Origin of the sequence: Akkermansia sp. UNK.MGS-1, assembly GCF_000980515.1 — a bacterium.
Classification (GTDB): Bacteria; Verrucomicrobiota; Verrucomicrobiia; order Verrucomicrobiales; family Akkermansiaceae; genus Akkermansia; species Akkermansia muciniphila.
Genome location: NZ_LBCB01000007.1, coordinates 153132 through 168147 on the forward strand (window position 1 = coordinate 153132; position 15016 = coordinate 168147).

Annotated in this window: 18 protein-coding genes; 17 read left to right on the forward strand and 1 reads right to left on the reverse strand. The window is 49.8% G+C overall.

Annotation, left to right across the window (positions count from 1 at the left end; genetic code table 11):
* The 13 genes from WW58_RS03585 to WW58_RS03640 all read left to right on the forward strand — a co-directional run bounded on the left by WW58_RS03585 (position 1) and on the right by WW58_RS03640 (position 10328).
* Positions 1-747 carry a hypothetical protein gene (locus tag WW58_RS03585; protein WP_012420379.1) on the forward strand — a complete coding sequence of 249 codons (747 nt, stop codon included), beginning with the start codon at positions 1-3 and terminating at the stop codon, positions 745-747.
* Positions 744-1079 (forward strand): hypothetical protein, encoded by a 336-nt coding sequence (locus WW58_RS03590; RefSeq protein ID WP_012420380.1) that lies wholly within the window; start codon positions 744-746, stop codon positions 1077-1079. The genes WW58_RS03585 and WW58_RS03590 overlap by 4 nt, the downstream gene beginning before the upstream one ends.
* Before the next feature lie 220 nt (positions 1080-1299).
* Entirely contained in the window at positions 1300-2238 is a 939-nt protein-coding gene (locus tag WW58_RS03595) for a T6SS effector amidase Tae4 family protein (RefSeq protein ID WP_012420381.1), read from the forward strand.
* 89 nt (positions 2239-2327) lie between these two features.
* Positions 2328-2894, forward strand: a complete 567-nt coding sequence (locus tag WW58_RS03600) for a hypothetical protein (protein ID WP_012420382.1) — start codon at positions 2328-2330, stop codon at positions 2892-2894.
* A 47-nt stretch (positions 2895-2941) separates the two neighbouring features.
* Positions 2942-3466: a hypothetical protein gene (locus tag WW58_RS03605; protein WP_046435448.1), complete on the forward strand. Its 525-nt coding sequence runs from the start codon at positions 2942-2944 to the stop codon at positions 3464-3466.
* Between the two features lie 68 nt (positions 3467-3534).
* A complete protein-coding gene (locus tag WW58_RS03610) occupies positions 3535-3909 on the forward strand; it encodes a hypothetical protein (protein WP_012420384.1) in 375 nt (124 codons plus the stop codon).
* Between the two features lie 10 nt (positions 3910-3919).
* Entirely contained in the window at positions 3920-4303 is a 384-nt protein-coding gene (locus WW58_RS03615; protein WP_012420385.1) for a hypothetical protein, read from the forward strand.
* 29 nt (positions 4304-4332) lie between these two features.
* Entirely contained in the window at positions 4333-4470 is a 138-nt protein-coding gene (locus tag WW58_RS12895; protein ID WP_012420386.1) for a hypothetical protein, read from the forward strand.
* A complete protein-coding gene (locus tag WW58_RS03620; protein ID WP_012420387.1) occupies positions 4467-6587 on the forward strand; it encodes a tape measure protein in 2121 nt (706 codons plus the stop codon). The genes WW58_RS12895 and WW58_RS03620 overlap by 4 nt, the downstream gene beginning before the upstream one ends.
* Position 6588: 1 nt before the next feature.
* A complete protein-coding gene (locus tag WW58_RS03625) occupies positions 6589-7368 on the forward strand; it encodes a hypothetical protein (protein WP_012420388.1) in 780 nt (259 codons plus the stop codon).
* On the forward strand, positions 7365-8204 hold the full coding sequence (locus tag WW58_RS03630; protein WP_012420389.1) for a hypothetical protein: 840 nt from the start codon (positions 7365-7367) through the stop codon (positions 8202-8204). The genes WW58_RS03625 and WW58_RS03630 overlap by 4 nt, the downstream gene beginning before the upstream one ends.
* Positions 8197-9570: a hypothetical protein gene (locus WW58_RS03635; RefSeq protein WP_012420390.1), complete on the forward strand. Its 1374-nt coding sequence runs from the start codon at positions 8197-8199 to the stop codon at positions 9568-9570. The genes WW58_RS03630 and WW58_RS03635 overlap by 8 nt, the downstream gene beginning before the upstream one ends.
* 236 nt (positions 9571-9806) lie before the next feature.
* Complete coding sequence (locus WW58_RS03640; protein ID WP_143245875.1) at positions 9807-10328, forward strand: hypothetical protein; 522 nt, start codon at positions 9807-9809, stop codon at positions 10326-10328.
* Here the strand turns inward: WW58_RS03640 and WW58_RS03645 are convergent.
* Positions 10318-10788, reverse strand: coding sequence for a hypothetical protein (locus tag WW58_RS03645; RefSeq protein ID WP_012420392.1), 471 nt, complete (start codon positions 10786-10788; stop codon positions 10318-10320). The genes WW58_RS03640 and WW58_RS03645 overlap by 11 nt on opposite strands.
* A gap of 58 nt (positions 10789-10846) precedes the next feature.
* Between WW58_RS03645 and WW58_RS03650 the strand changes: the two genes are divergently transcribed.
* The 4 genes from WW58_RS03650 to WW58_RS03665 form a co-directional block, all read left to right on the forward strand.
* Entirely contained in the window at positions 10847-11350 is a 504-nt protein-coding gene (locus WW58_RS03650) for a winged helix-turn-helix domain-containing protein (RefSeq protein ID WP_012420393.1), read from the forward strand.
* Complete coding sequence (locus WW58_RS03655; RefSeq protein WP_012420394.1) at positions 11347-13044, forward strand: terminase gpA endonuclease subunit; 1698 nt, start codon at positions 11347-11349, stop codon at positions 13042-13044. Before WW58_RS03650 ends, WW58_RS03655 begins: the two co-directional genes overlap by 4 nt.
* Before the next feature lie 23 nt (positions 13045-13067).
* Positions 13068-14627, forward strand: coding sequence for a hypothetical protein (locus WW58_RS12900; protein WP_012420395.1), 1560 nt, complete (start codon positions 13068-13070; stop codon positions 14625-14627).
* A gap of 35 nt (positions 14628-14662) precedes the next feature.
* A partial coding sequence (locus WW58_RS03665) for a hypothetical protein (protein ID WP_046435453.1) occupies positions 14663-15016 on the forward strand: 354 nt, incomplete at its 3' end.

Genomic DNA, 15016 nt, shown 5'->3' on the forward strand with positions numbered 1-15016 from the left:
ATGGAAGTCCGGATAGATGTGAAAGGAATGGATAGCGCCTTGAAAAAGGTGAAAACGAATATTGAGCGTTTCGGAAATTTATATACTACGTTGCTTGCCTACAATACCGCTAGCGGGATGTGCTTTAACGCCACTCTTCCGCTGGGAAAAAATCGCAAATCAAAGGTTTCCGGAAGAAAATCCGGGGAAGGGTCTGTCAGCCGGGACGTTTCCCGCGCCGGGCGCGGTGTTGGATCGTTTATCAACCAACTAAAGGAAAGAGACATAAAAAGGGCAAGACAGGTTGCCGGCATGCTTTCTTTAAAGGCAGATCCTCAAAAGGCTGCCGAAGTGGCGACGGATGTTTTTGGGCAGGTTGTGCGCTTTTATCAGAGTTACAGCCCGGAATTTCATACTTCTGCCCGGAAGAATGGTCGTGTGTCCTCCTTTACTGGGAATGTCGTGCTCAATAGAAAGAGTACGGAGAACTATAAGAATAAGGTATTCAAGCATATCGGGAAGGCAAAATCAGGGTGGCTGATTAATACTTCTTATGGATGGGCTGCTCGTGCGCCTCAATGGATTGCGCGGCATGGGAAAAACGGGACAATCAAGAAGTTGCCTGATGGAAGTGTCGAAATAGAAAATAATCTGTCTTATGCCTCGGAGGCTATGCTTAAGGCGCTTGTACCGTTTGTCCAAACCAAGGCATTGCAGGCCACGAACTTGAAATTGCACCATGAGTGGCAAAGGAGAAACAGGGTATGATTATGGATCGTGTCATCAGTCATTTGAGGAATTCCGGGTTTACTGTCTACAAAGCCGGGAATAACAGCGACATAGAACGGAAGCCCTGCGTCGTCATAGGCATGGTCGGGTATACTCAGCCTTGGACGCCTTTGCCCGCCAGGGAATATACGCTTTCCATGATTCTGATCAATAACCGGTCTGATTCGGAAATGGAAAGAACCCTTGTGGAGACGTTATTCCGGCTGGATTGTGGTGAACAGTGTGATTTTTTCAATATTACGGATTATTCGGCTACGCTGGATGATGATGACTGGGTAACTACCTGGACATTGCGTTATATTGAAAGATAGTTTTATACTATTTTGATAATCAATGGTTGTACTTCTTGTACCCCTTCATATCCTTTATTTCCGGCTTGGTTATCGTGCCGTTTTAGTCTTTTTACTCACGTTCTGAATGTGGGTTGAACTACGCGTTAAACGTGTTGATGGGGAGCGAGAAATTTTTCAAAGTTTTCATGAACTGAATATTCAGTTCATTCAACAATAAACGATTAGAAAGCATAACATTATGGCTATATCAACAATACCATTCCACCCGCTCGACGCCGAGAATAATCCTCGTTATAAAGTGAAGAAAAAGGACGCACCCAAGATCGTCTGGCATGAGACGGAAGAAACCGGGGCGCATGATTGGGAAGGATACATTCGTATTCCCTTCGATAAGGAATGTGCCTTTACCATTCAGATGGACGACAACGGTTACTTGGAAATCGACAACCAGAAAGTGGTGGAACTCAACGGTAGCAACTCATCCAAGAAAGCGGAGGGTAAGAAGGAGCTCAAGCAAGGTTACCATTATGTCAAGCTCCATCATGAAAATTTGAAGGTTCCGGATGCAATTGCTCCCTATCCCAATGCGGAAGAATTCGTTCCTCAAATGGATGGTGTTGACCTGGAACTTTGGGAAATTGATGCTCCCACGAATCTCTGGAAGATGGAGGATGCCCAAAAACTGCTGAAATGTTACAATGTGGTGGATTATGTCACTATGCCTGATCCTGGACAGGTTTGGGCTTATATTGGGGGGTGGCTCTACCAGGCTCACTTAAAGGAAATTAAGGACAATGTTCCGGAACAATCGCGCAATTATTATAACAGTTGTGCCTTGCGAATGAGTATTGCTCTAAGTTCCTTCGGAAAGGATTTGAAGGGTGAAGCAGGAGCGGAGCTCATAGGAGACAAGGCGAACGCTGATACAATAGGAGGTAAAACCCATGTCATCACCCGTGCACGGGATATGGCTGCTTATGTGCAAAAACTCTTGGGCGACCCTGATTATCCCGACGCCCAGGATAAAGGTTATTGCAGCCCGCAGCCGGGCGACATCATTGTGTTTGCAGGAAATGGCCATGTAGGAATGTGTCCGGGAGACAACATATTCATTGGCAGTTTTCTGACTGGCCCTATTTGGTTAATCAATCGGTCCACATTGAAAGACGCTGAATAATTCATAAACTTCTCTTTCACGGGGCGAATGCTGTTAGAGCGTTCGCCCCGTTTTTTGAACATAATGGGGAAAAAATAATATATACTTTTATGGATAAAACATCTCTCTTTTGCTGTTTGCTTTCCGGTCTGATGGCGTTATCGGTTAGTGCTACGTCTCCTGTTGCCACGCAGGCTGAAGTGTCCGGGGATATTTCTCTCCGTGGTATAGCCAGACTCCTGCAGAAAAGCGATATTGTCTTAGCGGTTGTCATTTATAAGACGGTGGAAACTACCCAGGAGACGATATTCTACGCCCGCGTCATTCAGTCCCTCCGGGGAGACATTCCTGTAGAAGCCCTGGTTCAGTGGAGAGGGGCGGCGAATAATCTCCCTGTGGGCGGCTCTCCTAAAACAGAACTGTATTCGAGTTGTAATCTGAGTTATGTCCTTGCGACTTCAAAGGAGGTAGAAAAACTGCTGGGTACGCCGGAAGATTTTATTCCGGCTGACAGCATTTATGGACTGGCTTCCTACAATTTGGGAAATGACGTCAGTTTTTTCCCGATGACGGAGAGTAACTCAGGCCGCGCCATGAAAAAGCTCCTCCGTATCGAACCGGCCAAAATTACTGAAGAATCGGAGGCGGCCCGCTTCCAGCCGGAATCCGGCGAGTAATCCGGTTTTCTCTCTACGCTTCGATTTTATTTGAATCATCCCCGTTCATGAAATATGAGCGGGGCTTTTTTGTGGAGGAGGTTCATTCTCCTGTTTTTTGGGGGGGGGCGGAAGCGCAACGCACGGCCATTTGTATGGCAAAAGCATCTGATTTTATCCAGCACGGAGAAGGTATTTTCGGGCTCAATTATTCCGGTGAACAGGAATTCGGAGCAATCATTTCTTCCGTTAGTTATTCATGGTCGGCCAAAGGTGATGTAGAACTTACTGGGGACAAGGGATTGATGGAGGGGAACACGCTTTATGATTCCCGCTGTGAAATTACCTGGGAAGCCTATATGAGAAAGACTGGCACGGAAGTGCCCCACATTGGCGATATTGTTGATGTGCATGCTGATGTCTTGAATCTCTGCATCAAGAATTCCGGTGAAGAAATTCCGGCAAAGGTGACTAAGGCCATTTGCAAGAGCGTGGATGTGAAGATGGAGACGCAGAATTATAGGAGTTTCACGGTTAAAGCTACTTATGGTCCTAATATCGTTGCTCTGAATCCGGATATTGCTTCCGAATGACAAATTTAAGGGGGGTGAGCTTCACGCCTCCCCTCCCCTCAAACAAAAAATAATATAATAGACAGAACATGAATAATATAATCAATATTGAAGATATTAATCTCGCCAGCGCTTTGCTCGCTGCTACAGCCCCTATCGCCAAGCGGGCGGAGATAATCATTACAGACCGGGGAGAACGGAAGGTTTTTTATTTTACGGATACCCTGGAGACGCGGGAAATGATCAGGAAGTGGAAGGATCCTGATTTTGTGAAGAACAATCCGGAAGATCCGTTTGCCCTGGTCAAGGCGGCCTTTGATTGCCGCCGCGGCATTCTGTCTGGCCTTTCCCGATTCCGGAAAATAGCCTGCATCCGTTCCAGGGATGGGGAGAAGGTCGCCTTAATTCCGGAGAATTGTCCGGAAGAGGATAAAATGGAAATCATGGGGCGTTTGAACTCTTGAGTGTTGGAATATGATGAAAGATGAGGAAAAAGCCTTGAAGCTCCGTCCCCTGTCTATTGGGAGCATGGAGCTGATGCAGCGGTTTAACTGTGGATTCATGGACGGGAGCATGAATCTGGGCTGCATTGTGGAATATATTTATATTCATACGGAGGATATTGAAACGCTTGAGTCCATGAGCCTTGAAGCGTTTAAGGAAGCCGTCCGAAGATTCAAATATGAATTAAGCCCTGATGAAATGCAGCGTATTTCCTCCCTGGTAGGCCTGCAGGCGCAGCAGGTGGATGAAGCCGCTTTTACTGTTGAGGACTCCAAAAAAAAACGGGAGGGGACAGGCCGGATTATTTTATCCAGGTGGTTTGGGCGATTGCGTCGAAAACGGGCTATCCCTTAAATTACATTAAATATGATATTCCCTACAGCATGATCCTGCAGTTCCTGATGAGCGAGTGTGTTGCAAATGGCGTAAGCTGTTATTACACCCATGCCCGGAAGGTGGATCATGCTGATTTGGAGCGTTTGGACGCTCTGTTTAACAAGCCTGTTGATGTTGAAGAATGAGTGCCGTAAAATTTAAATTCTCCGGAGATTCTTCGGAATTGCTCAAAGAACTGGAGAACATTAAGGAAAAGATCCGCGAGACCTCGGGGCAGGCGGCAAATATGCGTGTTGCTAAGGGCGGTAAGGCTGACGTAGAGGGATTGGGGGCGTCTTTCAAGAAGTTATTGCCTGCAATTACGGCTGCCGGCGCTGCCGCGGCAGGATTTGGGGCGGCATGGAGCGCTGTCAAAACAGGAATCAATGACGCGATGGATGATGAATACATGGCGGTACAGTTATCTTCCTATACAAAAAATATTGAGTCGGCCAGGGATTTGCAGTCCCAGCTTGATCATCTGGCGGCAAATGGCGTTGTTAGCCTGGACGATTTAGGGAAAGCCGCTCAAAACCTGGCCATGCATTTTCGGACAAATAATACGGCTATCATGAGCTGGTCGAAAGTTTTTGCAGATATTGCCGCGTCCGGAAAGATTTCCGCAGAGCAGCTTTCCAATTCATGGGCGAAGGTGATGGCAAACGGATTTGCCGATTCACGGGCCATTAACCAGCTGCAGAATCAGGGCATTCCCATTATCAAGGCTTTGGCGGAAGAAATGGGCGTGGCGGAAAGACAGGTTGTTGAGCTCGCCAAGAAGCGGGAAATTTCCGCTGACCAGTACGTGAACGCCATGAAGAAAATGCGTGACGCGGAATTTTCCGGGAAGAATTCCGCATTGTCTAATACGACCATCGGTTCATGGGAAACGCTCAAGGCTACTTTTGAAAATACTATGGGGGATCTGGTGAGTGATAATGTCTCAAAAACGGCCGGGCTTTTTCAGTACCTGACATCTCGAATAGAAGAGGCCTCCGAGGTTGGTTTTCATTTTTACGCCATGAATCAAGAGAATTTATCTCTTTTTGAGATCATGTTATCTAGAGTTCAGGCTGGTTTTGCTGGTCTTACAGGGATTTTTGTGAATGGAAAGTGGGAAAATCCATATCAAGAGGGGACGTATGACCAAAGGAAAAATCTGATTGATTACGGTTCATCTGATAAAATCAGGGAAGAAATATCCAAGGCCAAAAGCAATGATGAAATTGAGCTTGTTCAAGAGCGGCTAGGTAAAGAATGGGATGATCTTATTAAACAACGCGGCATCCGTCAGAATTATATTGCAAACGATGGCGTAAACAGTGCAGAAGCAAAGGCGGAAATTGAGGCTATTGACAGGATGATTGCCGCCCGTCAAGAACTTCTTGAGGAAATAGAAGAAGGAGTTTTGTGGAGGGAGAATGAGAAGCAATCAATTAAAGAGATCGTAGAAAACAATCAGAAGGAAGCGAGGGCTGCCGCTGATTTGAACGATGCAATGGAGAAGCTTAATGAAACAAGAGATAAAGCAAATAAGCAAAAGCCTAAAAAGAAACAGGATGATTTATCAGTCGATGGTCTAAAGAAACAGCTTGAAGACGAATTAGCCGCTGTTCAACATATTTCCTTGGATGATTTGGAAGAGGAATTGAAATTACTTGAAAAAGAATTCCAAGCAGGAGCTTTAGATTTTAATGCAGCCACGAGATATGAAAAGCTGTTATCCGTGGCTGACTCCATCCGGGAAATTAACGCTCAATTAAATAAAAAGAACAGAGCCGTTAATGATGTGAGACAGGATGCGCAGGAAGAAATTGCCATCATGCAGGCCGAACTTGACGGCGAAAAGGAAAAGCGGCGCGAACTGGAAAAGCAGCGGGATGTGCGGAAGGAAATGCAATCCCTCGTGAAAAGCGGCATGAATGAGCATGACGCCCTGGGGCTGGCGGAACAGAAGGTTTCCCTGACATACAAGATTGAGGACAAAAGGGAAAGGGAGAAAAAGGAAAAAGAGGATTCCAGGGCGCGGGCGCAGGAAATATCCGATGCGTTTAAAACGCGGTTTGACGCAGTACAGCAGACGCTTTCAAGCGTATCCCGTGTGGGGTCTGGTTTCGGTTCCCTCTTTAGCCTGGTGGGAAAGGGGGATGCCGGCCTTTCCGCTGCCGTGGACTCCCTCACAAAGGAAGTGCAGACTTCCAACGGATACCTCAGGACGATTGCGGAAAAGGCCGAGAAAGGCGGTGTTGCCCTCTTTAGCTGACATGAACAAGGATATTAAACACACAGGCGGGTACGGATGGCAGGGAGACTTTGAAGCATCCATGTCTGATGATGGCTCCTGGTCGGCAAGCGTTTCTTACGTGGCGCCCCCCGGGGAGAAATTCACTCCTTCTTACTCTCTGCATTGCCATGTTCCGGGCTTCACGGATTTGACCCTGTCCGGTTACCAGCATTCACGGATGGCGGATTTGTGGAAAACGTCCTGTACCTTTAAAAAAGACGCTCCGCAGGAGGATGAAGAGCCTGACGATCCGGAACCCGGAGATCCGGACACATGGGACTTTGACCCCAAAGACACGAAAACCACCTGGGAATTTACGGCCGGCGTGGCGAGCAAGAGCATCTTTGACCATCCGGATTTCAAATCCATGTTTCAGGATAATCCGGATCTGAAGAAAGCTTATGAAGCAATTATGTCGGGCCGCGTGGATATTGAATCATTGAAGATTGATTCCAGGCTGAAGAGGAAAGATCCGTATGATTTCGGCCTGGGGGGTGTTAAATACTCCCAGGAACTTTCTGACTTGTTCAACAAGATCATTAATAAGGGAATCACTGACTATTACACAAGATCCTGCTCCTATTCCATCACGACCACGGAAGGAAAGGGGCCTGATGCCGCCCTTCAATCATTGATTTCTGCGGGAGGCGGCAATTTCGTAAAGATGGGGGAAGACAAGAATACCTATGGGCGGAACATGGAAACCACGCAATCCTTCTCCCAGATTTTAGAAGAAGGAATTTTGATTATTGGCTCATGATCTGGACAAACGATTTACGGATTAACACGGACATTACGCCGGATGCCGGTAGTCACCAGGCCTACGGGACATACAGAGTGAACCGTACCGTCTCGCAATCGGAAATTGTTCCCATTGCCGGGTTCCGGCGTCCCAAATGGGCGGCCGCGTCAACCAATCCCAATGCTCCCGGCATGGTGGCGACGGGTTATAAAATCTCCCTGCATTCTCCGACAGCTTACAAGGTCACCGTAACGTACTCCTATCCATCCGAAGGTGTCAAAGAGGATGAGGAGGGCAACCCATCCCCGGATGATCCGGAAGGCGGAGGTGAGGCGAGCGAGAAATACAAAGTCAAGATCAGCGACCGTTCAAATATGACTCTTGAACCCTTGCTGAGCTATTACAAGCTGCGGAATCCGGACGGAAGCAGCAAATATCCGGAGGGGGATATGCTGATTCTGGCCGTTTATTTGTCCGGCGGCCTTGTCATGTGCAGCAATGGACAGTACCGGCTGAAATGCGAAAAAGACGAAACGCCGGGACATATTCAATTGCCCGTTACGCCCATCACGCCGTATATCACGCTCGGGTATAAAAAAATATCACAGAACAATACGGTCATCACGAAAACCTACACGGCGCGCCGTGTGGAACCGTCCAAGGTGGAACGCGTGGGTAAGATTGTCCAGGGCGGCGAGTTTGGAGGCGCAACGAACGTGCAAGAGTATAAGCTTGATTACCTCTTTACCCGGTATTCCGTCCACAAAGTAGGCAATCGGGAATACGAAATTACGGAAGAATACACCCAATCCAACCCCGGAGGCTGGTCTGCGGACCTGTACAAAAATGGATAATATCACCAAGGGTGACCCAATTAAGGCGGATTGGGCCAATGCTCTTACAAATGCCGTCAATGCGGCCGCGCATGGCAAAACAGCCTTGCGCGGTGGCGGCGGGCAGAACGTTTTCATTTCCCCTTATCAGCGCGGTTCCCGCCCCCTGGCCTTTGATTTGGTGGAAATCACGGATGATGAGGAAGGTAGCCTTTCCGGCAAGATCTCCGGGGGTGTGCTGTTGTCCGCATACAAAGAGGAACAGGAAGAAAAAATATCGCTGAAAACGGAATGCATGGAAATCAGCGAATATGAAGCAACCTTCCAATCAGGCGATAAGGTGTGGGTTCATGTGACCTATGATCCGGACACATGGGAGGCTTATGTTGCAATCCTGGAAAAAGGGAAAGAACCGCCGGGGGCAGAAGAGGGTGAGGCCTACATTATTGTTGGCGAGTTTGAGGAACGCGACCAATCCATTATCTACAGGCACAAAGGAATTACCTGTATCAACTGGGATGCAATCAAATGGGAATTTGAGAAATTCAAGCTCAAGACGGATCCTTTGTGCGCGCTGGAACTCAAGGAAGAAAAGAACGAAAAGGAAGAAGAGACCGAAAAGGAACTGACTCTGAATATTGAATCTTCCAGTGAAGAAGAAGAAGATTTGGGTGCCGACAGCAATTTGAAGGTATGGCTGGTGCAGAAAAAGGGGAAAGGGGAGGGCGGGGCAGAAGATGGGCCGGTCAGGCTTGGCGTGAGAATCAAAGATTCACGGAGTTTTCAGCAGGTGCAGCCGGGAGACGGCCTTGAATGGAAAACGGAAAAAGGGGCGGATGGCCATAACATCCAGACGGAAATCCTGCAGGTCAGGATTGATTCCACGGTTTCTTCTTCAACGGGGCAAGAGGGAAGAATCCCCGTTGACCTGAGTGTGTCGCAGGAGGGATTGAAAGGCGAGGTGGATTTGACAATTGATGATACGGAGCATGATTTATGGGGAGGGTGGAAAATCAAGCTGTCCAGGGCCACCAGGGGAGTATTGTCTCTTGCGGTCACTCCTGGAGGCGACGCGGAAGAATTGAGTTTTCGCGCCCCTTTGCGGAAAAATGGGAAGTATGTTGTGCTTGATTATGTCAAGGATCCTCACACCCTGCCGGACGGCACGACTATTGCCTTGTATGACCGGAATGGACAGCTTGATCTTGAGGTCGATACGTCCAACACGACCGGCGGCGGGGACGGAGCCCTGATCAGCGATTCCTGGACAGCGTTGGCCTGCGACACTGACCACGCCTTACGCCTGCACCGGGACGAAAACGGGAAAATCTATATCCAGCAGGGGGAATGGATTGTGACTTCCAAAATTTATTCACCAATAAATTAATAAAAATGAATTACGCAATATTCTGTTATAGAGAAGATTATAAATGCCTTGAATTGTGCGTTGGTCAAATCCGCCGGGTTGATCCTGATTGTACGATTTACCTGTTTGACGACGGAAAAGCCCCTCTCGCAAGAAAAGACATCCCAAGGGGAAGGGACATCATTTACAAAAAGACCTATTTTGAACGCAACAGGAACTTGAATGGCCTCGAATGTATCCGCGGCATGTTGTCCTGCATGCGTGATATCCCGGGCCGGGAGCCCATCATCAAAATAGACGCTGATACACTGCTGATGTCCCTTGAAGAAATACGGAAATCACTGTTTGAGCGCAGGAAACTGGCAGGGGGATATCAGTGCGCCTTTCCATTCGCCTGGTCCGGAGTATGTTATTGGGTAACGCGGAAATTCATCAGTGATGCTCTTGATATCCTGGTAACGCGTGAATTCCCGACACGCAATCAGGATTATCCGGAGGACGTGACCGTTTCCAGGCTGGCTCTGTACCTGTACGGCCGCAAGGGGGTTGATGTCATTGAGTTCCAGGGAGGCAAGTACCTGATCGGCATCAGAACATGTGATTCTGGCCAGTTATCAAAGCTGGCGAAACTGGCCCGCCGCGTGTCTGCCGTTCACTGCGGACAGCAGGATTTTTATGAGCCGATCATCCAGCAATCAGGCTGTACCATCCGGGAAGCTTGCGCCCGTATCATGTGGGAAATCCTTCACCCGGGTGAACCGGAAGGATTCAGGCTTTGAACAGATCCAGAATCATCTGGTTTTCCTCAAAACGTTTCTTTCCCGTGCCGTATGCTTTCATGATTTGTTCCGGCGTCTTTTTCCGCGGTGCCTCCAGCTTTTTGACAGGGCGGCGCTTCATGGCCGCATGTTCCGTCTGCTGCATCATCAGGGAGGGCGGGAGTCCGCTCTCAGCAAGGAATTTGGAAGCAGCGCGGGAAATGGCCGCTTTATGCACGCCCAGTTTCCGCGCCCTCTGGGCCATGCGTTCATTTCCGAGCACAGACGTCAACCCCAGAGCGTATGCCACGCCGAATGCGGTGACATTGGGAGTGCGGCTGTTAATGACGTGATACAGGGCCAGGGACATGATCCGGATCATTTCAAGGGCGCGTTCCCGAAATTCGTTTTCCTGCTCCTGCCCTTCTTCCGGATACTCAAAATCCGTATGTGCTGTGTAGTATGACTGTTGCGGTTCCATGCTTGGTGTATTTACATATCAATATATCATGATATAATAATATGTAAAGAAGGGAATAATGGCAGGGATTTCACAGGCGGAACTTGCCCGGCAATTGGGCGTCAATAAAAGCACGATCACGTACCACGTGAAGCGTGGTCTGACGCATGCGCAAATCCGGGAGCTGATTGAAGCCAGGAGGAAGGAAAATCCAATTGCTGAACCTGCTTCTCCAGAAATTGGGAAAAACGCTCCGGAGGAAGGGGTAGCGGAACTGAGAAAAAGGAAACTTGCTGCGGAAATTACCTACAAGAATTTGCAGGCTGAACAGGCCCGCGTGAAGCTTGAAAAGGATAAGGCCCGGCTGGTGGACATGGAAGATGTGAATGAGCTTGTCGTACATCTGGCCAGTATTACCAAAGGCGTTCTCCAGGCATTTGAAAATAAACTGCCGGGGAAGATGGAAGGATTGACGGCTGCGGAAATGGTTCCCATGCTGCGGGAGGAAATCAAGGCCGCTCTGTATTCCATTGCGGAAGAATCCAGGGCCCAGATCAAGATAATCAGCCGGGCGGAACAATGAGAGACGTTGAAAAGGCTGCCGGATTTCTGAATCTTTTCGCGGATAACGTATCCGCTGGAATGGACGTGGAGCCGATAGAATGGATACGTGAAAACGTGGTAGACCAGCAATCGGCGCGGTCTACCCATATTGATTTTACGTTGAGCCCGTTTCTGCTGGAACCCATTGACAAATTCCTGAATGACGGCACGGTCAGGCACATTAACCTGATGGCTCCCACCGGTTCCGGAAAGTCGACATTGTTCGTCGGCTTGCTTAATTACCTCATTGCCAATGATGCGGGGAATACCTTGGTCGCTTTCCAGAATGAACAGGAAACCTCTGATTTCGCGGAAACGAGGCTTTTTCCCACATTCCGGGATAATAAGGCTTTAAAAAACTTGCTGCCGAAGAAAAGGCATGCGGCCAGGAAAACGGAGATTCTTTTTCCGCACATGAACTTGTGGATGGTCTCCGCTACCAAGGGGCAGTTGCAGTCGAAGTCCTGCCGGTATTTGATTGGTGATGAAATGTGGGCGTGGGAAAAGGGAATGGTCCGGGAGTTCCTGGCCCGCCACCATGATCGGTTCAACCGTAAAATCCTGATGGTTTCCCAGGGAGGGGACAAGGGGACGGACTGGGTTGACGAGTACGGAAAGGGCCGCATCCACCATTACCATTGGCAATGCCCCGGCTGCCAGGGATGGAATGCCTATGACTGGCGGGATGTCATTTACAGCAAAGAAGAAAATATTGATTGGGAACGTTTTAAGGAATCCGTCAAAATGGTTTGTCCCCGGTGTTTGCACGAAATAGAGGATACTGTTCACAACCGGCGCCATCTGGCCGGCGGCGGCAAGTACGTGTTTTCCGGCAATACGAGCGCCTTGCCGGAGATCGTAAGCTACAATTTTAATGCTTTGGCCTGTTACTGGGTATCATGGGCGGATTTGGCCGTGGAATGGATCCTGGCCAATAAAAAGAAGAGGAACGGGGATATAGAACCGCTGAAAAAGTTTATCCAGAAGCGGCTTGCTCAAAACATTGTGGATTTGGGCGAGAAAGACGACGTGTTGAAAATCCCGCTCACGGCGGAAAGCATGGAGGGGTACGCCGTGGAAAACGAACGGGCGCGCTTCTTAACGGTAGATGTCCAGAAAGGGCACTTTTGGCATACTGTTTACGGCGTGGATGCCGGAGGGGCTTTCCATTTACTTTCAGAGGGGCGTCTTGAAACGTTGGAGGATATTGAACGTAAACAGGCGGAGTTTAACGTGCCTGATCATTGCGTTGCTTTGGACTGCGCTTTTGATACGGATGCCGTGCGGAAGATATGCGGGCTTCATCACTGGTTTTCCATGAATGGGACGGTCAAGGAAGAATACGTGCATAAAATCAGGGGGCGGGGGATTAAATTGATTTATGCGCCTCTTGAGCGGCACATGGTGGAGGGGATTCAATGCCTTCATTTCAACTTTTCTTCCCAGCGGGCGAAGGACGTTCTTGCCGCGCGGATTAAATCGGGGCATTTCAAGGTTCCCCATGATGTTTCTGCCGAGTACATCAAGCAGATGCAGGCTGAAAGCAAACAGGAGTCCATAGACAAGCGCACGGGGAGGGTTTCTCTCAAATGGCTTGCGTCCGGTAATAATTCCCACATGTGGGACTGTTCCTGCATGGCGGTGATTTTTGCCATGATTCACCGGATGATTTAAGCGCAACGGGCGCGCACTAGTATATGATGATTCTGAGTCAGGCAGCCCCGTTTGACATGGCCACTACCAGCGGCATTGCCCAATCGGTGACGCTTCGTTTTGTGGACGGTGCCGGCGCCGCAAAAGATATTTCCGGCCATGAGTTCCGTTGTGCTGTCCGCGGCCCTGGCGCCGCCGCCATCAAATGCGAGCCTGTAGACGCCAATACGGCTCTTTTGTCGTGGAGCCCTCTCAAGGCCGGAACGCATGCTTATGACCTTTTCATGACCTCTCCTGATGGGGCGGAGCGCCCCTTGATTAAAGGGGAAATCCAGGCCGCTTCCCGTGTTACGCCGCCGGGCAGTGAAGATGTGGTTACAATTGGAGACGTGAAAATCATGATCCCTGACGCCGCGGAAGGAGAGGTGAAAATTATCGATCCTTCCGTGGATGCTGCTGAACGGGCTGAATCCGCTGCTCAAGAAGCCTCAAATGCCAGGAACGATGCTCAGAATGCCAAAAAAGAAGCGGAAAAATCAGCAGAAAGTGCCGCGACATCCGCCACGGCGGCCCAACAGGCCCTTGAGGCCATTCCGCAGGTGGACGCATCCGGCAACATGACGCTGGACGGCAATATCACCGCGGCGGGAGGCACGTTTGACGGGGCCGTCAACGCCAATGGAGGTATCAACATCCCGCTTGCCGCGGGGGCGCTGACCGATATGTCAGCGGTCAACCGCCTTTACGCCGCCGGGCTGGCTGCCGTAACTGATGCTTTTTCCGTCAGGTGTTATCCGCTCCCGGCGAATTGCTCGTCTTCCAACGGGACGGTTTTCAAAACAGACAAGGAACCCAATTCCCTTTATTTCAACGTCCCGGCTAATTCCGCCTTTACCGTGAAATGCGGCCTCGTGACCAACGCGAGGCCCATGCACAATTATTCCAGCATCCGGGGGTGGGTGGCTCCGGTGCGCCTTCCGGCTGTCAGCGCTAAATTCACGGCCAGGTTCGGACAGATGACAACGGTCGTGCGCATGGGAAGGGACAGGGACGCATTTACGCTGGTGCCGGATCAGGCGGCGGGCGGCTACAGGATTGGGGAGATTATCGATATTACGTTTGATCATGTCCGGGACGCGGCCGCAGGGGGGTATCACATTCGTGTCCGGGAGATTTATTATTCCAATGCCGAGCAGAAATGGAAGATGAAGACGACGCAGGCCCTCGCGCCGGAGACGTCTTCCAATTCCGGTTATCCCGTCTGCGTGTACGCGGTGGTTTACGAGCAATACCAGGACGGAGGATATGATACCGAAGACAGGGGAGCGTTGTGGCTGCTGCATGGCGGGAATTCCACCCGCGGCTGCGTCAAGATCGCCACGGTGAGGGGAGTCCATTGCTTTGAGAATATTTATCCCTTTTCCGGATATTATCTTGATATGGAGAATGCCAACAGCTGGGCGTTGGCCGGAGCGTTCCTTCCGGCGACGATGCACTTGCATTGCAATAATGTCAATCCGGCGTATTACGGGTTTTCCTCCATGGAGAGCAATATCATTGTCTCCGAGGCGGTGGAGGATTTTGTTGACCCGGAAGCCGAATAAGAAACGACGGAAGAAACGACTACCGAAGATTGAGCATGAATAATTCAGAGATACAGATACAGTTTCCCCGGCCCGGCGAGTGGGGAGAATTCACCCTGACGGCCATTTATCAGGACAAGGGCGGTTATAGACCTCCGGCGCGCTATACGCAGGACGAGATACCAGCGGAACAGACCCCGGCCATGCAGGCCGTCGTTGCCTCTCTGGTGGGCATGGGTGAGGACTGGCAGGCGGTGCAGGTGTGGGCACGGCTGGGAAAAGATGTCCTGACCCTTGCGGAGGATGGTGCCTATACAATGATTGATGCGGTATCTTTGACCGTTGAGGCCGTCCATGCGGAGACCAAAGGCCGCAGGATTTTTACAGTCTCGGACTACCCGGCTTTTATC